Source organism: Streptomyces sp. NPDC048106, assembly GCF_040706415.1.
Taxonomy (GTDB): domain Bacteria; phylum Actinomycetota; class Actinomycetes; order Streptomycetales; family Streptomycetaceae; genus Streptomyces.
Window position 1 is genome coordinate 26,869 of record NZ_JBEZND010000058.1, and the last position, 17,977, is coordinate 44,845.

General features: G+C 67.4%; 13 protein-coding genes, 3 pseudogenes and 1 CRISPR repeat array. Of the genes and pseudogenes, 11 read left to right on the plus strand and 5 right to left on the minus strand.

What is annotated here, in order from left to right:
• Positions 1–97: 97 nt before the first annotated feature.
• Entirely contained in the window at positions 98–1,597 is a 1,500-nt protein-coding gene (locus AB0927_RS37375) for a recombinase family protein (RefSeq protein WP_366672292.1), read from the plus strand.
• Positions 1,598–1,741: 144 nt separating this feature from the next.
• On the plus strand, positions 1,742–2,404 hold the full coding sequence (locus AB0927_RS37380; protein WP_366672293.1) for a hypothetical protein: 663 nt from the start codon (positions 1,742–1,744) through the stop codon (positions 2,402–2,404).
• Between the two features lie 708 nt (positions 2,405–3,112).
• On the opposite strand, the pseudogene AB0927_RS37385 reads toward AB0927_RS37380, so the two are convergent.
• Positions 3,113–3,495 (minus strand): annotated as a pseudogene (locus AB0927_RS37385) (transposase family protein); the annotation flags it as partial.
• A gap of 493 nt (positions 3,496–3,988) precedes the next feature.
• On the opposite strand from AB0927_RS37385, the gene cas3 reads away from it, so the two are divergent.
• From cas3 to cas2e, 9 genes and pseudogenes are all read left to right on the plus strand, one after another.
• Positions 3,989–6,562: a CRISPR-associated helicase Cas3' gene (gene cas3 / locus AB0927_RS37390; protein WP_366672294.1), complete on the plus strand. Its 2,574-nt coding sequence runs from the start codon at positions 3,989–3,991 to the stop codon at positions 6,560–6,562.
• The gene (locus tag AB0927_RS37395) at positions 6,550–6,996 is read left to right on the plus strand and encodes a hypothetical protein (protein WP_366672295.1); all 447 of its coding nucleotides are present in this window, start codon (positions 6,550–6,552) and stop codon (positions 6,994–6,996) included. The genes cas3 and AB0927_RS37395 overlap by 13 nt, the downstream gene beginning before the upstream one ends.
• A 575-nt stretch (positions 6,997–7,571) precedes the next feature.
• The gene (casA, locus tag AB0927_RS37400) at positions 7,572–9,161 is read left to right on the plus strand and encodes a type I-E CRISPR-associated protein Cse1/CasA (RefSeq protein WP_366672296.1); all 1,590 of its coding nucleotides are present in this window, start codon (positions 7,572–7,574) and stop codon (positions 9,159–9,161) included.
• 74 nt (positions 9,162–9,235) lie between these two features.
• Positions 9,236–9,850, plus strand: coding sequence for a type I-E CRISPR-associated protein Cse2/CasB (gene casB, locus AB0927_RS37405; RefSeq protein WP_366672297.1), 615 nt, complete (start codon positions 9,236–9,238; stop codon positions 9,848–9,850).
• Positions 9,847–10,995 carry a type I-E CRISPR-associated protein Cas7/Cse4/CasC gene (gene cas7e, locus AB0927_RS37410; protein WP_366672298.1) on the plus strand — a complete coding sequence of 383 codons (1,149 nt, stop codon included), beginning with the start codon at positions 9,847–9,849 and terminating at the stop codon, positions 10,993–10,995. Before casB ends, cas7e begins: the two co-directional genes overlap by 4 nt.
• Positions 10,992–11,762, plus strand: coding sequence for a type I-E CRISPR-associated protein Cas5/CasD (gene cas5e / locus AB0927_RS37415; RefSeq protein ID WP_366672300.1), 771 nt, complete (start codon positions 10,992–10,994; stop codon positions 11,760–11,762). The genes cas7e and cas5e overlap by 4 nt, the downstream gene beginning before the upstream one ends.
• Positions 11,759–12,409, plus strand: a complete 651-nt coding sequence (cas6e, locus tag AB0927_RS37420) for a type I-E CRISPR-associated protein Cas6/Cse3/CasE (RefSeq protein ID WP_366672301.1) — start codon at positions 11,759–11,761, stop codon at positions 12,407–12,409. Before cas5e ends, cas6e begins: the two co-directional genes overlap by 4 nt.
• A gap of 56 nt (positions 12,410–12,465) precedes the next feature.
• A pseudogene (gene cas1e, locus AB0927_RS37425) lies at positions 12,466–13,420 on the plus strand (type I-E CRISPR-associated endonuclease Cas1e).
• Entirely contained in the window at positions 13,420–13,737 is a 318-nt protein-coding gene (cas2e, locus tag AB0927_RS37430; RefSeq protein ID WP_366672302.1) for a type I-E CRISPR-associated endoribonuclease Cas2e, read from the plus strand. The pseudogene cas1e and the gene cas2e overlap by 1 nt, the downstream one beginning before the upstream one ends.
• Before the next feature lie 17 nt (positions 13,738–13,754).
• Positions 13,755–14,759: a CRISPR direct-repeat array (repeat unit 29 nt; unit sequence GTCCTCCCCGCCGACGCGGGGGTGTTCCG).
• 57 nt (positions 14,760–14,816) lie between these two features.
• Here the strand turns inward: cas2e and AB0927_RS37435 are convergent.
• The 4 genes and pseudogenes from AB0927_RS37435 to AB0927_RS37450 form a co-directional block, all read right to left on the minus strand.
• Positions 14,817–15,008, minus strand: a pseudogene (locus AB0927_RS37435) (hypothetical protein); the annotation flags it as partial.
• A gap of 244 nt (positions 15,009–15,252) precedes the next feature.
• Positions 15,253–16,437 carry a helix-turn-helix transcriptional regulator gene (locus AB0927_RS37440; RefSeq protein ID WP_366672306.1) on the minus strand — a complete coding sequence of 395 codons (1,185 nt, stop codon included), beginning with the start codon at positions 16,435–16,437 and terminating at the stop codon, positions 15,253–15,255.
• A gap of 291 nt (positions 16,438–16,728) precedes the next feature.
• Complete coding sequence (locus AB0927_RS37445; protein WP_366672303.1) at positions 16,729–16,932, minus strand: DUF397 domain-containing protein; 204 nt, start codon at positions 16,930–16,932, stop codon at positions 16,729–16,731.
• Between the two features lie 3 nt (positions 16,933–16,935).
• Complete coding sequence (locus AB0927_RS37450) at positions 16,936–17,805, minus strand: helix-turn-helix transcriptional regulator (RefSeq protein WP_366672304.1); 870 nt, start codon at positions 17,803–17,805, stop codon at positions 16,936–16,938.
• Between the last annotated feature and the right edge of the window lie 172 nt (positions 17,806–17,977).

Below are 17,977 nucleotides of genomic sequence, written 5' to 3' on the forward strand. Positions count from 1 at the left end.
CCTGGGTGTGGCCGCCAAATCTCCGTACCTTGCGTGTTCGAAACGGAGAAATCTTGCGCGGTACGGACCTGAACATGATCGAACGCCCCTACGACGGATGCGGGAAGTGCCTGCTCGGCGTGCGGCGGCTGTCGCGGATGAAGCTCGCCACGTCGTCTCCGGAGCGGCAGCGCGAGGACGTGCTGACAGCCGCCGCGTCTGTCGGGGCCACATCATCGGCTGGGCCGACGACTGGGAGGTGTCGGGCGCCACCGACCCGATGACCCGGCCGAAACTGGGCCCGTGGCTTCGCGATGAGAGGGGCCCGTACGACGGGTTGGTGGCCGCAGCGGTGGACCGGCTCGGCCGCAACGTGGTGGACTGCCTGAACACGGGCTACAAGATGCGTGACGAGGGGAAGCTACTCGTCACCTACGGCCATGACGGCCCGTGGGATCTGGATGACCAGGCCGATGAGAACCGCTTCACCATGGAGGCCTGGGGCGCGCAGATGGAACTGCGGGCCATCCAGCGCCGAAACCGCAACGCTACGGAGAAGACGCGGGCAGCGGGGCGTCCGAAAGGGAAACCTTCCTACGGATTCCAGTACGTGCGGACCGTGATGGGCGGCAAGATCGACCACGTCGTCCTGCATCCCCATGCCTCGACTGTCATTCGCACGGTCGCCCGTCGCATTCTGGCGGATCCAGAGAGCGTCACAATCAGTAGCGAGGCGGCCCGCCTGAATCGGACCGGAGAGCTCTCGCCCGCTGACCACTTGGCTGTCATGTACGGGAAGCGGGCAAGTGGCCGCCCTTGGCAGCCGACAAGTCTGAAGAACATCCTTCTGTCCGAGGCGGCCTTGGGCTACTTGATGCACCAGAGCAAGCCGGTGATCGACCGAGACGGAAACCCTGTGCGACTCTGCGAGGGCTTGTGGGACCGCCCGACTCATGAGGCGTTGAAGAAGGCACTGGCTCCCCGGCGGACGCCCTGGATCGGCCGTCGTACCAACCGAGATTACTTGCTCACGGAGCTGTCGCAGTGCGGCCAGTGCCACAACCGGTTGTACACGCAGACCTCCCGTGACGAGCCGCCTCGGTATGTGTGCACTGCCCGGAACAAGGGATGGGCGAGCGCACAGGACTGTCGACCTGCGCCGCTGATACGAGCGCAGCTGCTGGACGCGCATGTCGGGGAGTGGTTCCTGCAGAGGTTCGGCGACGGAATGATCTTCGAGACGGTCTACGACGAGGGGAACGGCGTGGCGGAACGCATGGCCGAACTCCGAGCCAGCCGGGAGCGCCTGCGTGCTGACCGTGAGGCTGGACTCTATGACGCGCCAGATGACGCCGCGTGGTTCAGGGAGAAGTATGCGGCGATGGGACAAGAGCTGGCCAAACTCGAATTGGAACCGGAACGTCCGGCGGGTATGGTCCGGCGGCCGACGGGAGAGACCGTGCAGGATCGCTGGGACAAAGCGTTGGATGTCCAGGCGCGTAAGGAAATCCTCATGGACTTCGGTGTGAGGGTAATTCTCTACCCGAATGCGGCGCCAGTGCGTTGGGTGGCAGGCGTCCTGCATGGACCCGAACGGGATCCGGCGGCTGTCGCATGACGTTTGGCGGGCTGGCGCCGCCTCATCGCATCTGATTCGACGCTGGGTGTGAGGCTTCAGCCCTACACGAGAACACCGGCGCAGCCAAACTCCAGAACCTGTGGATTCTGAGAACTTCAAAATATCGAGGGCAGGAGAACTGGCATGGCCCAGATACGCGGGCGTGAAGATCTCGTCGGTCAGATCACTGCGGAAGAGTGGAGGGCCGGACGGCGGACAGGACTTCAGTCCTGGCTTCTGACAACTAAGAGCAGGGAAGTCGCGGAGCGCGTCGCCGAGCTGTATCAAGGAGAAGCGATGTGTGCGGCTTCCGTGGGTGGCCTTTATTCTCGGAAGCTCCACGCAAAAGGAATCGCGGTGATTGTCGCCGGCGTGGCCCACGTTAGGCGCCGGCTGGTTCTGGAAAACGAATGGGACCTCGCGCACGCCTGCGACGGCTCGAAGTCCCTTCCCACGATGCCAGACGAAGGAAAGTTCTGTGGGCACCCCGGTGATTCCTTCGAACGAAAGGTGGCCGCGCGATCTGGGGCGGGATCAACGCCTTATGTTGAGCTCGTTTTCCGCCTGGCGGTAGCTCCAGAGCTTGGTGAGCTTTCGTTTCAGTCATCGTCCTGGCAGTTCTACGAATCATTGGAGTCGATCTCTCACGAGGAGGAGTCAGCTGGCGGACCCGCGCAGATGGAACTGGTTCTGCGAGAGCAGCGCTTGGCCACCAGGTCGGGGCTCGATGTCTCGTTCACGTATCCCGAGGTGTGCTCCGTGCGACGCCTTCCGGTGACTAAAGCTGGCTTGCATTTGGCCGCCTGATGGAGGGAGGAGCGAGATGGTCCGCGTTTCACCTCAGCCGTGCTGCGTTCCGTGTCGCATGCAGAACAGAACCCGGCGTACAGCCCGACTCGTCTGCCCCTACCTGCGGCATTGACCCGGAAAGGTCTTCTGACCTGTGTTGGAGGACATTTCTGATTTCTCAGATACTTGCTGTTATCCGCGATCTTGCATGAGGGTCCACCGACGCCGTCGGTGGACCCTCATGCAAGATCGCGGATAGAATGCGCAGGATTCGGCAGGCCGGGCTGACTGTCAAGTCCGGACTTACGGCGAGTACGTGCTGAGCATCGATTCGAGTTCGTACTCCTCGATGTATTCAGCGCGGGCTTTAGCACCATACAGATGGTGGTGGACGGGGATGAAAGTCCGGCCAATGAGGAGCAGGGCGCCGCTTACCTTGACCGAGGACGAGAGAAGTACCAGCTGGGGCGCGGTGAGGGGCTGGCCATGCAGTGGCGCAGCACCTTCCTACTCCAGTCCGAGCGAGAAGAAGTGCGCCGACCGACGGAATCAGCTCGGTGATCACGAGCAGAGCGCAGGCGACTGAGGTGCTCGCGCTGCAGCCGCACGATCTCGGTGGGAAGGACGTCTCTACAAGGCGTCGAAAGCTGCGATGCAGTTCGGAACCACCCCCGCGCCGACGGGGAGAACTTCGTCCACGAACACCGTGAGCCTTTTCCATCTTGATCAGGTGGCGAGTTCGAGGGCGACGACGGCACGGACGACGGCGGTGATCCGGGTGGTGCTGCAGCGGAGCTTCCGCAGGGGCCGCCAGCATTTGAGGGTGTCAATGGCGCGTTCACCGAGGCTGCGGATCTTGGCGTGATCGCGGTGTGACGTCGGCGCCAGCCGCGTAGGTGCTTGCCGCGGATCGGGACGCGGACGGCAGGTCCTGCGCCTTGATATGCCTTGTCGGCCCAGCACTTGATGTCGTCGGCGGTCAGAACGGCTGGAACGCCGTGGGTCCGGGCCGCGGTCAGATCATGCACGGCTCCGGGTAGCGCGTCCGAGGCCTAGATCAGTCGTCCGGCGGGATCGGCGAGGACCTGCACGTTCATCCCGTGCGGTCGGCGGGGAGGACGGCCTGGAGCGCCCCGAGGCGCTGCCCGCGCACGCGGCGGGGAGGACTTCAGACCCAGCCTGTCATCAATGGAGTTGATCGGAACACTCCCGCGTCGGCGGGGAGGACACGGTGACCGTGCGATCGGGCACGGTGAGGCCCGGAACACCCCGCGTCGGCGGGGAGGACCAGGGCACGTTCGAAGGCCTTGAGGGTGCGGACGGAACACCCCGCGTCGGCGGGGAGGACCGGTGATAGATGGACCGTACGGTGACGCCGCGCGGAACACCCCCGCGTCGGCGGGGAGGACACGCGCTCGATTCTGCTGTTCACCATCGGAGGCGGAACACCCCCGCGTCGGCGGGGAGGACTCTTCCTGACCTGCATCCTAAGAGTGGCTTTGCTTGTCCTTTGCCGTTGTTGGAACGGAGAGGAACTTGGCGGACTGCATGGCCTCACTGTAGCCGGGACCGTCTGGAAGATGCTGTTTGTCGTGGCGAGGTATGCGACAGTCTCCTCGGGGAGCGGCAGCGTCGGTCGTGGCCGAGGTGCCTCCGTTGAGGTTGGCCTGCCGGAGTGTCAGTGGTGGATGCTTGGATGCCGGGAGTGCGAGTCGACTCCGCTCTGTGGGGAGGCTCTGGGGGCCAGGTTCCAGGCGAGAGGGGACTGTCTTGTTACCCCGGCAAGATGTGTTGGACGAGTCGCTGTGGGGGAAGTCGCGAGGGCTGGACCCTCAACTACCGCCGTATCCGTTGGTGCGGCATCTCCTTGATGCGGCAGCTATGGCGCTGTGTCTTTGGGATGTCTTCCTGTCGGAGAACCAGCGGGCGCGTATCGCCGAAGGCATGGGCCTGGCGGAGGAGCCAGAACGGGCTCGGGAGCTCGTAGGACTGTGCGCCGGGTTGCATGACATCGGCAAGGCGTCAGGTTTCCAGTTCTGTTCACGACACGGCGCCCGACACCTCAGCGCGGAGTTCAGCACGGGCCGCGAAAAGATGAGCGTGGACTGGGTTGGTCATGACGTTGCCGGCATGGCGGCCGCGGCTGAGGTGCTGGAGGCGTTGGGCTTCGAGGACGACGACGAACTGGCGGCCAGTCGGCGCGTGGCGGAGACCATCGGTGGCCATCATGGGCGATTTCACCGCTTGGACGTAGGAGTCGGGCCGGCCTTCCTCAGGGGTGACGCGTGGGCGCGCCAGCGAGTTGCTCATGCCGCAGTGGTTCATGAGGAGCTGAGGGCTCCGACCGCGCCGGAATCGTTCAGGGCGCCGGCCGCAGTGCTGGTGACCGGGGTGGTGATTCTCGCGGACTGGTTGGTGAGCCAGGAGGGATATCTCCGGCGCCGTCAGAGGAGTCTTGAGCCGTCATTGACGGCTCATTTTCGGCGGTCTCAGGCGGATGCCCCGCAGCTGTTGAAGGACGCAGGGCTGGCTCCCGTCGAATTGCGGCGCCTGCCCTTCGCCGAGGCGTACGGCATCACCGACGAACCGAACCCGCTGCAGAGATCGGTGATGGAGGAACTTCCGGCCTTCGCCGGGTTGGGGAAACGCGGTGGAATCCTGCTGGTGACTGCGGCGCCCGGGGACGGCAAGAGCGAAACAGCGCTGGAGGCGGAACGGGTTCTGTCGAAGATCTTTGGGACGCGGGGCTACACGTTCTTGCTGCCGACGATGGCGACCAGCGACCAGATGCACGGTCGGGTTGCCCAGACGCTGCTCAATCAGTCGGGCCAGGACGCGGGACTGACCCTGGTGCACAGCATGGCCTGGCTCAACAGCGCATACGCCGACGACGGCCTGGCCGGTGAGACGGTGGTGACCTGTGACGGCGATGAGGCCACGGCCGGACGCAACCGCCGGGAGGCGGACCTGCGGCCGCAGCGGTGGTTGCGGGGCCCGAAACGACCGCTGCTGGCGCAGTTCGCTGTCGGCACGATCGACCAGGCGCTGATGGGGGTGCTGCCGGTCCGGCACAACGCTCTGCGGCTGCTGGCCTTGTCGGGCAAGGCGATCGTCGTGGATGAGGCCCACGCCTACGACCCGTACATGCAGGTGCTCTTGGGGCGCCTGCTGAACTGGCTTGGCGCGTACGGGGTGCCGGCCGTCCTGCTGTCGGCGACGCTGCCGGCTTCGGTGAGTGATCGCCTGGTCAAGGAGTATCTCCAGGGTGCAGGGCACCTCGCTCGGTCGCTGCGGGGTCAGACGTTCCCGGCACCGTATCCGGGGTGGCTGTACGTGGACGGCGAGACGGGCCGGTGCACCCAGATGTCGCCGTCCCGCCAGTTGGAGCAGGCGCAGGCCCGGAGCATGCGGCTCCGCGTCACTGTCGAACGGGTCGTGCACGGGGCGGGCACGAAAGGCGGAGACCGCAACCGCATGGCAGTGATCCAGCGGCTCCTGCAACCTCTGGCTCAGGGCGAGGGCGGCGTCGCCCTGGTGGTGTGCAACACGGTCGGCGACGCGCAGGAGACGTACCGCGAACTCCGTGCGGTCTTCGACAGGCGTTCCCACGAAGCCGGCGGTGATGTGCAGCTTCTGCATGCCCGCTTTCCGGGGGACGTGCGCGAGGAACGCACTCGCGGGGTTACCGAGGGCCTGGGCAGGAACGGTCCGCGCCCGTTGCGGCGGATCGTCGTCGCCACCCAGGTCGTCGAGCAGTCCCTTGACCTGGACGCCGACATCGTCATCAGCGACCTCGCTCCTCTCTCGCTTCTGCTGCAACGGGCGGGCCGCTGCTGGAGGCACGAGAACCACTGGAAGAGGCACGGGTACGCCGGAAACCGTAGCCGCCCGGCGTGGGCGGTCGAGCCCCGTCTTGTCGTGCTCGATCCGATGGCGGCCGCATGCCGGACCAGTGGGGTGAGGTGTACTCCCAGCACCTGCTTGGCAGGACATCCCGGAAGCTCTCAGGAATCGAGAGCGGCGTCGTCGCGATTCCGGGCGACGTGCAGCATCTGGTGGAGGCCGTCCACGGCGATGGCGAGGACTTCGAGTGGAACGATCCCGGAAGCCGTGAGGCGAAAGCCTGGACGGAACACAACGGCAAGGACACCGCCGAACGGAGCATGGCCGGTCTGAAGGCCATTCCTCGCGCCCGTCAGGTTGCCCGCCTGCACGACCTTCACCACCTGGAGGGCGAGGAGGACGAGTGGGAACTGTCCACCCGTCTCGGAGCCGATTCGGTGCGGCTGCTGTGCGCGTATGCCCAGGACGACGGCCGGATCACCCTCGACATCCCGGGTACTCAGTCGTTGCCGGAAGCGTCCCAGAACGGCCAGATGTCGGCTGAGGCGGTGCGTGAGGTGATGCGCCGCACCATCCCCGTACGCGCCGACTGGTTCCGCGACGCGGATCCGGACCGCATCAGCCCTCCTGAGTCCTGGAAGGACCATCCCATGCTGGGGGATCTCCGGATCCTGCGCCTGCCGATCCTGCGGGGGATCGCCCAGGCAGTGAAGATCGGCGATAAGTCGCTGTGTCTGGACGTTGACCTCGGTCTGGTACGCGCATGAGGCCAGAGGCCGACGGCGGCGCCCCCACTTCGGCGGGGAAGACTCAGGGCCATGTGCCCGCCCCTGTCCCTCGACTGGAACACCCCCACGTCGGCGGGGAATGAGTCCTGCGGCCTCTGGCCAACATCCGCGGACAGGCTACCGCGCGTGACCACGCTAAGCCTGGGCCGCCCTGCCAGCAGGAGAGTGCACGACCCTGCGGCAGCCGGGCCGCCGATGGCGAGCACGACGACGGCTATCACCAGCAGCCAGGGTGCCAGTGGCTCCCACGTCCCCGGCGCTGCTCGCTGCACGACCTGCCTCCGCATCAGGATGAACTTGCCTTTAATTCAAGGAACTTGAACCCGACCTGGGGCATGTCTCCGTGCAGCGCCCTTCCCCCCGCTACCCCTGTCCTTCGACCTTCTCAAACTGCTGCGCCGCGACGCCGGCAGGTGCTCTACTGGTGCAGCAGGCGCTGAACACAGCTCCTGTGTCAGTGCGAGCTGCTTCAATGCGAACGCCACGCCGCCAGGGCTTGGGGGAGCTGTGCCGTGCCTGGGTCGTGGTGACCATGACCGTGAAGGGGGCTGTCCTTGACGAGGGGGTTCGACCTGCGGGACGAGCCGTGGATTCCGGTGCGTCTGCTGACTGGGGGGTCAGTGCGCCTGGGACTGCGGGAGTTGTTCAAGCAGGCCCATGAGATCGATGACCTGGAGCTGCCGGTGCCGCCGGCGGCAGCGGGTCTGATGCGCATCCTGGCCGCGATCGCGGCCAGGATCGCTGGTTACGGCGATGATCGTCTTGACAATCCGGACATCGCCGAAGACATCGAGGAGTGGCTGCACCTGCGTCAGCGGGTGCTGAAGGCAGGCCAGTTCCGTCCGGAGGACGTGGACGCGTACTTTGACAGGCGGGTTCCGGACGGCAGATTCGACCTGTTCGATGACCACCGGCCGTTCCTGCAGGACCCGCGGCTGCGGACCGAGTGCGTGGACGCCAAGGGCGAGCCGAACACGTCGGGTGTGAACAAGCTGGTGATGGGTCGGCCGACGGGGATCAACGGCGCCGTCCTGTTCGGTCACTTCACCGATACCGCACCCGTCCCGATTTCGGCCGCGGAGGCCGCCTGGCATCTGATCGCCCAGCTGTACTTCGGTCCTTCCGGCCAGTGCACGCCACGCCGCGTCACCGATGACCGGACAGGCAGCGGTGACGCGGCACCCCTGCGGAAGTCGGTCTCCTACTTCCCATGGGGACCGGACCTGTTCACCAGCCTGGTGCTGGCTGTGCCCAGCCCGAAGGCGGAGGTCGACTGGGACGCCGATGACACCTGCCCATGGGAGGAGGAGCACCTCGCCGATCCTCTGAAGCCCGTCGCGCCCATGACCTGGCCGGGCCGGATGCTGACCGGACGGTTCCGGCACGCCGTGCTGCTCGTGCCGTCACAGGACGGCCGTCAGGTGACCGACGCCTACATCACCTGGTCGACCCACGAGCCTGCTCCCGAGGTGCGCGACCCGTACCAGATCCTTGACCGTCGCCAGGACGGGGAGTTCCAGGCCCGCGAGGCCGACGGAGCGCGGGCGCTGTGGCGGGACCTGGACTCTCTGTTGCTGAAGGACAGCAGGCAGGACACCCAGCGGCCGCCCGCTCTGGAGGGTCTGCCTCCTTCCCTGCTTCCGGCCCTGCGGGTGCGCGCCTACGGCTTCGACCAGGATGGCCAGCAGAAGGACAGCGTCTGGTTCCGGTCGACGACTCCGCAGGTTCTCACCTGGCTCGAAGACAACGACGCGGAGATGGCGCACCACGTCAAGCGCTGCCACGCGTCCGCGGAGCAGGTCGGGGAGCGGCTCGACTTCGCGGCCAGGGTCGCCTGGAAGGCCGCCACGGACTCGAACGTCGACCTGTCCCCGAAGGGGAAGATCAAGCTGGACCGCCGCAAGCCCGGCCCTTGGGCATCTGCTGCGCTGACCCGCTTCTGGCCCAAGGCCGAGGCGGACTTCTGGAAGCTGACGGAGCCGGGTGGGCGGACGGAACAGCCCGTCAAGCCGTTCGTCCACGCTGCGCTCGTCGCGCTGGACGAGGCGATCGGACAGGCCAACCGAGCCGACATCCGCGTGGCACGTGCCCGTCACCGGGCCCGCTCCATGATTCTCGCCCTCCTGGGTCCCAAGTCGGGCTGACCCCGGCTCCGCACCCTCTTCGTCACGCCGATCATGTCGGCGATCTCACCCGTCCCCCGTACCAGGGATGTCTCATGACCGACTCCGTGGCGGCTGTCGCGCCGCCTACCAAGTACGACAGGTTCGTCGCCGAGGTGCACCGCCTGTGCCAGGACAACCGAACACGCGCCGAGCTGCGCCGGGGCCTGGGCCTGCCGGTGGAGCGTTGCAACTACATGCACCGATACCTGGTGCCCTGGCTCCGTGACCATGACGATCAGGGCTACGGCGACGTCCGGCGGGCCTACTACGGTGTCGCTTCGCTGATCGCCGCACGGCCCCGGAGCGCTCGCCAGGGCGAGCCCGAGACGGCCGCCGCCGGCATCGTCTGGCACCAGCGCCCCAACCTCGGAACGTCCCTCGGCCACGCCGTCACCAAAGGCATTCTCAAGCCGAACACCGCCGAAAGCGCACTCCATTTGATGTCCCGGCAGAGCAGCGATGCTGTCCACCGGGGCCTTCCCGCCCTCATTGTCCAGCTCACCCGTGGCGGCATCACGGTCGACTGGGCGGTCCTTCTGAAGGACCTGTCCCGGTGGGCCTACGACCGGGACCGCACCGCCACGCGCTGGCTCGACAGCTACTTCCGCACCGCCACTGGCGACGACAACGATGCCGGCCCCGACCTTCCCGAGGAGAACGAGCGATGACTCTCTACCTGGACCTGAGCGCCCTGCAGTCGGTACCCGCCGCCAACTTGAACCGTGACGATCTTGGGTCCCCGAAGCAGGTGCGCTACGGCAACGCACTGCGGATCCGGGTCTCCAGCCAGTCCTGGAAGCGGGTGATTCGGCACGGCGTCGAGCAGGATCTCGGCGAGAAGGCCGCCCGGACCCGCATGGTGCCGGTGAAGGTGCGCCAGGCCCTCGAGCGGGCGGGCTGGCCGCCCGAGCTGGCCGCGTTCGCCGGCGCCCAGGTCGCCGCGAGCGCCGGCAAGAAGGGCATCGGCACGGAGAAGGCCGGTCACACGTCGGTGCTGCTGTTTCTGCCCGAAGCCGCCATCGACGAGCTCGCCACCGTGTGCACCGAGCACCGCGAGGCCCTCGAGAAAGCCCACGGCAAGAAGAACCCGGGCCAGCTTCTGCCGCCCAGCGTCGTCGAAGCGATCCTCAAGCGGCGCACCGCCTCCATCAGCCTGCTGGGCCGCATGCTCGCGGAGCTCCCTGACGCGAACGTGGACGGCGCGGCCCAGGTCGCCCACGCCTTCACGACCCACGCCGCCGAGCCGCAGCGCGACTACTTCACCGCGGTCGACGACTGGCTGGGTGAGGCCGAGACGGGCAGCGGCCACCTCGACACCGCCGAGTTCAGCGCCGGAGTCTTCTACCGGTACGGCACCGTCAACGTCACCGATCTGCTGAAGAATCTCGAGGGCGACACCAAGGCGGCCCGCACGGTGCTCGCCTCTTTCGCCGAGCACTTCCTGTTGTCGCTGCCCCAGGCGAAGAAGAACAGCACCGCCCCGCACACGCTCCCGGACCTGGCCTACCTGGCCGTGCGTGAGCACCGGCCGCTGTCCCTGGCCGCCGCGTTCGAGACCCCCGTGGCCGCCGACCGCCAGGGCGGCTTCTCCAAGCCCTCCCGCACGGCGCTCGACGGGTACGCCCGCAACATCAACCGGCTGACCGGCGACCGCCACCGGCCCTTCCACGGGCACACGGTCATCGACCCGGAGGAGAGGCTCAGCGGCCTCGGCGCCGCCCACGACTCCTACCACCAACTCGTCGAAGCGGCCGTGGACGCCGCTCTGCGCAGCGCTGACAGCACCACCGCGGACACGGGGGAGCAGCAGTGAGCGGACTGCTCCTGCGGCTGGCCGGCCCCTTGCAGTCCTGGGGCGAGCGCTCCGCGTTCACCGCCGTGCGGGACACCGCCGCCTTCCCCACCCGCTCGGCACTCATCGGCATGTTTGCCGCGTCCGAGGGCATCGGCCGCGAGGAGACCGCAGGCCTCAAACGGTACGAGAAGGTGCGACTGACCGTACGGGTGGACCGACCTGGCGTCCTGCTACCGGACTACCACACCGTGGGCGGCGGCTTCCCCAAAGCCCGCACGGCCGCCACCAGCGGAGGCGGCAACAAAGGCGCGGCCGTCATCACCCGCCGGCACTACCTCTCCGATGCGGTGTTCGTCGTCGCCGTGAGCGCCCCGGACGACCTGACGGAACAGCTCGCCCAAGCGCTTCGGCGCCCGCACTGGGCCCCGTACCTCGGCCGCCGCTCCTGCCCGCCGGACGAGCCGTTCCTCCTGCGCGGCCATGTCGCCGACCCCGAGACGGAGCTCCTGACCAGGGTTCCACTCAGCCGCACCGCACCCCACGGCGAGACGGAGGAGGACACGATCCCCGTCGAGTTCCTCCGCGAGAAGCCGACGAACGGCGGCAGCGCGTCGTCGGCCGACACCGTCGAAGTCAATGACGTACCCGTGAGCTTCGCCCAGCAGGGACGTACCCACGTCGGCCGCAGCCTCTACCGCACCGTCGAACCGGTCAACCGAAACCTGGCAGGACCTCAGCAAGGACTGCTGGAGCGCCTGATCGCCTACGCCGAGGAACGCGTATGAACGACCACCCGGTGATCGCCCGAATTCGCCTCAACCCCTACAGCCGCGAGGTGCAGCGAGACCTGCGCGACGCCATCCAGATGCACAAGACGGTCATGCGGATGGTCCCCGACGGCCTCGGGGACTCCCCACGGCACCAGGCCGGGCTGCTCTACCGAGTGGACGAGAGCGACACCGCCAGCACGCTCCTCGTCCAGGCCGCCGGCCTCGACCCTGCCCGGCTTCCGGCCGGGTACGGCCACGCGGACGTCAAGGACCTCGGCCCGATGTTCACCGCCCTGCGCAAAGGGCTCGGAGTGCGTTACCGCATCGTCCTCAACCCTGCCAAACGAGCGCGCCTGCCACTCGATGCCAAGGGGCAACGCGGTCGCATCGTGCCGCTGTCCGGACCCGACGCCGACCGGTGGTGGCTCCGCAGAGCAGCCGACGCCGGACTGCAACTCCACGTTCTCACTCCTACCAACCTCGCGGCAGCACGCCCCCACAAGCGGGGGGAACAGGGCATCCGGCACAGCCTCGTCCGCTACGACGGCACCGCGACCGTAACGGACCCCGACGCCCTCCGCGAGGCCGTCCTGGCCGGAATCGGGCGCGGCAAGCCCTATGGCGCCGGACTGCTCAGCCTTGCCCCCGCGACGGCAGCATGAGGACGCCGAGAAGGGGCGGCGACGCCCGGCGGCGCCTCGCCTCCCCAACCCTTGCCATGCTGCCGAGGGTCGCCGACTCCCTGTCGTTCCTCTACCTCGACATGGTGCGCGTCGTGCAGGACGACACCGGCGTTTGCGCCCAGATCCAGGTTGACGCCGAGCGCACCGACCTTGTCTACATCCCCACCGCGGCCCTGACCTGTCTCCTCCTTGGCCCAGGCGTCTCCATCACCACCCCCGCCCTGAACACACTGGCCCGCCACGGCACCAGCGTCGTAAGCGTTGGCGCAGGAGGAGTCCGGGCCTACGCAGGCATCCTCCCCGACTCCCTCACCACCCACTGGCTCGAACAGCAGGTCACCCACTGGTCCGACCCGGAACGACGCCTTGACGTTGCCGTACGCATGTACGGCATGCGCTTCAAGGACGCCGACCTCCCCGACACCGTCACCCTCGAGCAACTGCGCGGCCTCGAAGGCCAGCGCATGAAAGCCTTCTACAAGATCCTCGCCCAACAGCACGGCATCGGCCGCTTCCGCCGCAACTACCGCCCTGACCAATGGGACGGACGCCCAGGATCCGGTCAACCTGGCCCTGTCAGCCGCCAACACCTGCCTCTACGGCATCGTCCACGCGGCCCTTCTCGCGCTCGGCCTCTCCCCGGCTCTCGGCTTCGTCCACGCCGGTACCCAGCACGCATTCGTCTACGACGTCGCCGATCTCTACAAGGCGGAGACGACCCTGCCGCTGGCCTTCGCCCTCCATAACTCCGACAACCCCGAACAGGACGCACGCCGCCGTTTCCGCGAAGACCTCCGTCTCCTGAAACTCCTGCCCCGTATCGTCCGTGACGTCCAAACTCTTCTGACACCACGCGACGCAAACAACATCGACGTCCACGCAGACGACGACGGGCCGCAGGAGAAACACGACGTCCAGATGGTCCACCTCTGGGACCCCAAGGCCGGCATTCTCCCGGCAGGCGTCAACTACGCCGGAGGAAACAGCTGATGCCCTCCATGGTCGTCATCGCCACCACCGCCGTTCCCGACCATCTCCGTGGCGCCCTCAGCCGCTGGACCAGCGAAGTCGTCACCGGCATCTTCGTCGGCAGCGTCTCCGCCCGCGTCCGTGACCAACTTTGGCAAGCCGTCACCGAAACCGTGGGTGACGGAGCCGCCGTCCTCGTCCACCCCGCACCAACCGAGCAAGGCTACTCGATCCGTACCGCCGGAACACGGCGCCGCGCACCCGAGGACTTTGACGGGCTTACCCTGATACGGATGAGGGCCGCACCAAAGGCAAAAGAAGTGCAAAGCCCTTCCTGATGTGCAGGTCAGGAAGTGTCCTCCCCGCCGACGCGGGGGTGTTCCGCGAGAGACGAGCCGCGAGGCAGCGGCCCGGGAGTCCTCCCCGCCGACGCGGGGGTGTTCCGCCGCGGCCGAGGAGCTCGGGGAGGACCGCAACGTCCTCCCCGCCGACGCGGGGGTGTTCCGCCCTCGGCCTGCTGCTGGTCGAACCCGACCCCGTCCTCCCCGCCGACGCGGGGGTGTTCCGTCTTCGCCCACCACCCCCTCGGGTTCGGCCCCGTCCTCCCCGCCGACGCGGGGGTGTTCCGAGACCCCTTTGAGGGACGGACTTGGGCTCCTGGTCCTCCCCGCCGACGCGGGGGTGTTCCCTCGACGGTGCCGGCGCGGTTCGGCGGACCGACGTCCTTCCCGCCGACGCGGGGGTGTTCCGCACGGCCCTCTTCTTCATCAGAAGGCGCGCCCGTCCTCCCCGCCGACGCGGGGGTGTTCCGTTCCACCAGGAGGTCGTGCCGCCGACGGGGAAGTCCTTCCCGCCGACGCGGGGGTGTTCCGCACTGGGACCGCCCCTGGCTGGAGGCCACCGGGTCCTCCCCGCCGACGCGGGGGTGTTCCGCGGACGCTGACGGACCTGTGCCGCCACTACCAGTCCTCCCCGCCGACGCGGGGGTGTTCCGAGGGCGGCGATGGCCGCACCGAAGGCGCCGATGTCCTCCCCGCCGACGCGGGGGTGTTCCGACGTCGTGCACACGAGAGCCTGCGGGTAGCGGGTCCTCCCCGCCGACGCGGGGGTGTTCCGGACGTCGACTACGTCCTCGTCTCCGGTGAGCGGTCCTCCCCGCCGACGCGGGGGTGTTCCGCGTGTCCGTCATCGGCCACCCCGCGTCCGGAAGTCCTCCCCGCCGACGCGGGGGTGTTCCGCGCACCGAGATCGAGGGCGCCACCGGCCTCGAGTCCTCCCCGCCGACGCGGGGGTGTTCCGAAGCGTGGTCGATCGCGCCTCATGTACGACCAGTCCTCCCCGCCGACGCGGGGGCGTTCAGTGGGTCACCGGACCGGCTCTCGGAGCCCAGACCCTCCTGGCCAGCACCGGGGTCTCCGGCCAGTTCGGTGACGTCCCCAGTGACGGTGGCGGTATTGGCTCCGGAAGCCGCAGCCATCAGCGTTATCCCACCGTGGCCGATGGCCGCCACCTCGCTGGCCAGGTAGAGCCGACGGCGACGCTCGTCGAGATGCGGCAGAACCTGATCGAACTTGCCCGGAAATGCGGCATCGGGCGGACACACCGTCACCTCACCTGGGCCGCCATCCCCTGATGACAGGCGCATTACCCGCTGAAGCTCCAGCAGGAGCCGATAGCTGGCCTCCCATGAGGCTCAACGTGACTGGATGTCCCGGCACTTGATGGTCAGCGGCCCCACCAAGAGGCTACCGGGGCGCCAAAACTGCTTGATTGTCGCACCACCACGACGACTCCATCAGGGCAACCAGCACGCCGAGACCAAGCGTCCCACGAGCCCAGGCGTATCCGGGAGATCAGGCCGTCACACCCGCGGCAGCTACGAGCTCGCGTACGCCCGGCACCTTCGGGTGCCGGGACCGCAGTTCTTCGACGATCCCCCAGATCGCGGGCCGGTCGCGGACCTCGCTGGGGGAAACTCGTACGGCTGCCAGCAACTCGCTGGCGGTCTGCTCCGCTTTACCCCACTGCCACCACGCTCGCCCGAGGTCGGTGTGCATGCGGCCCTTGCGCTCGGGTGTTGCGAATTGGCCCTCGCGTAGCCCCCGGCCGGCATCGATCGCGGCACCGGCATCCCCAAGGGCCCAGTGGACGCCCACGGTGTACAGACCGACAGCGGCCGGAGTGACAGGGAACAGTCGCCCCTCGGGTGGTTCGGCCGGAAGATCGCGGGCCGCACGAGCGGCCTCCCGGATCATCGTGAGTGCTTGATCGCGGTCGTTGGCGCGGGCTGCGGTGTAGGAGGTGGTGCAGAGCATCTGTGCGTACGCCGATGCCTGCGCGTCGGTCCGCAGCCCGGTGTTCTCGACCTTGGCGACCGCGTCGAGGATGTGACGCTCGGCGGCAGCCGGCTGGTCCTGGTGCCGGAGCACGATACTCAGTTCCCGGGCCGCGGCCGCGGCCGCGAGTGGGGATCCGGACCATTCCGCGTAGAGCATGGCCCGGTCCGCGGCGAGCCGGGAGCCGTCGTAGTGGCCGACCTTCGTCAAAACTGTGCTAGCCAGGCTGTATGCGGTCGACAGGCGAGCGAGCGCGACCTCCTCGTGCCCCCGGGCAGCATGGTCCGCATCGGCGATGAGGCCGGGAAGGTTCTTCAGCAGCCTGGAGTTCTGGCCAGCGTCGAACAGTTTGCGGGCAGCGGCAAGGCGAGAGTCCAGCGGAACCGGGGACCCTGTGGGGTCCGGCATGCTGGCGAGCGCGTTGCTCACCCCGGCCAGGAGCGAAACGGGGGCCGCCAGACCGGCGGCGGCGAGCAGCGTGCGGCGACGCATCGGGTCCTCCTCGGCACAGCATGGCCCATCCGGCACGACTCTAACGGCTGGGGCGCTGGTTAACCCGAGAGACGCAACTAGCAAGGGTGTCGGCATACCGACGGCTTCGGCGGCGGCCTTAAGCAGATCGAGGTCGGCCTTCCGGCCGGCCCTCTCCAGCCGGGAGACCGTAGCGGCTGAGCACCTGAGCCGGCCTCCGAGATCCTCCAGCCGCCAGCCAAGTCCCCGTACGACCGAGACGGATGAGCCCGCCAGGATCCCGCTTCTCCACTAAGCCGCGGGCAAGTTCCGACATCCAGAGACGACCCGCGTTCATCCGGCATCTCCCGCGCGAGCGACGCTACACGTTTGCCCACCCACCGTAGGACCTCGTGGGCGCCGCGTGTCCACCGATTGCAGGATGTGCAAGCGCTGGCCGGGGTTGGTCCTGCGGCAGAGATCGCTCATGTCTGAGGCCACGCACGTGGCTGTGTGCGTGGCCTAAGACATCAGTGGGTTGGATCACGAAGCGAAGGCGACGAACTGAGCCCACGTCTCCGGGCTCACGGCGAACGCCGGGCCGTTGTCGTGCTTGGAGTCACAGACGGCGACGTACGAGCGACTGGGGGAGGGGTTAGCGACCTTGACGCAGTTGTTGCCGTTGCCGCTGTACGAGGACACGGAGTAGTCCCCCTCGGGGGCAAGGTCCAAGGCAGTGAGGGCCATGTCTCAAATCTCTCGGGATAGTTGGTGCAGAATCTTCGGCGTCTGTCCGACCGGCAGGGAGCCGTCCCGCAGGGCATCGAACCTTCGGGTGAACAGCCAGACTTCAGTGTCTTTGTCGCTGATGGTAGACGCGCCGTCGAACGTGTCCATCTGGACGAAGTTGGGGATGCCGCCATCGAACTCCATCAGGGTGAAGTCGAAGTTGGCACGGTAGGTTGCAGTGTCGAGCGGCAGGATCTGGATGGTCACGTTGTCCATCGCCGCGAGGTCGAGCAGCCGCTCAATCTGCTCCCGCATGATCTTCTGGCTGCCCGTCTTCCGACGCAGAGCCGCCTCGTCAAGGATGGCCCGGATCTCCACCGGGTTCTCCCTGGTCAGGATCTCCTGTCGCTCCATGCGGAGACGGATGCCCTTCTCCACGAAGTCGGTCGTACGTTCCTCCACCAGCTTGCTGGACTCGAAGACAGCTCGCGCGTACGCCTCGGTCTGGAAGAGGCCGAATACGACATCGGGCTGCCATGCCTTTATCGCCTTGGCGCCGTCCTCCAAGCCGATGTACATCGCCATCCCGGACGGCATGACGCGAGAGTAGGTAGACCACCACCCCCTGTTGAGACTGTCCTTGTGGATGCCGACAAGGAAGTCGATGTCGTCCTGGTTCTCGACGCCGTAGACCTTCAGCACCGCTTCGAGGTCGGTGGCGCGCCGGAAAGCCGAGGTTCCTCGCTCGACCCGGTACAACTGCGTGTCGCTGATGCCGGGCATGTGCTTGACCGCCTTGGCGGTGCTGCTGAAGCCGGCCTGTTCACGCAGCCGCTCCAGATCCTTACCGAGTTGGACACGCCTGACCGTAGGTCCCGTCGGAGCCGCCACGTCCTGTCCTCCCGCATCTGCGAGGCCATCAGATCCTGCCCTTAGTCCAGCAGGGCCAGTCGAGAGTCCCCCCAACTTAAGGGCTGTCCCGTAAATGATCTTTGATGTGCCGGGTGACCTGGTGGTTTCTGCGTCACCCGGCAAGGACGAGGTTGTGCAGGCGGGAGATGCC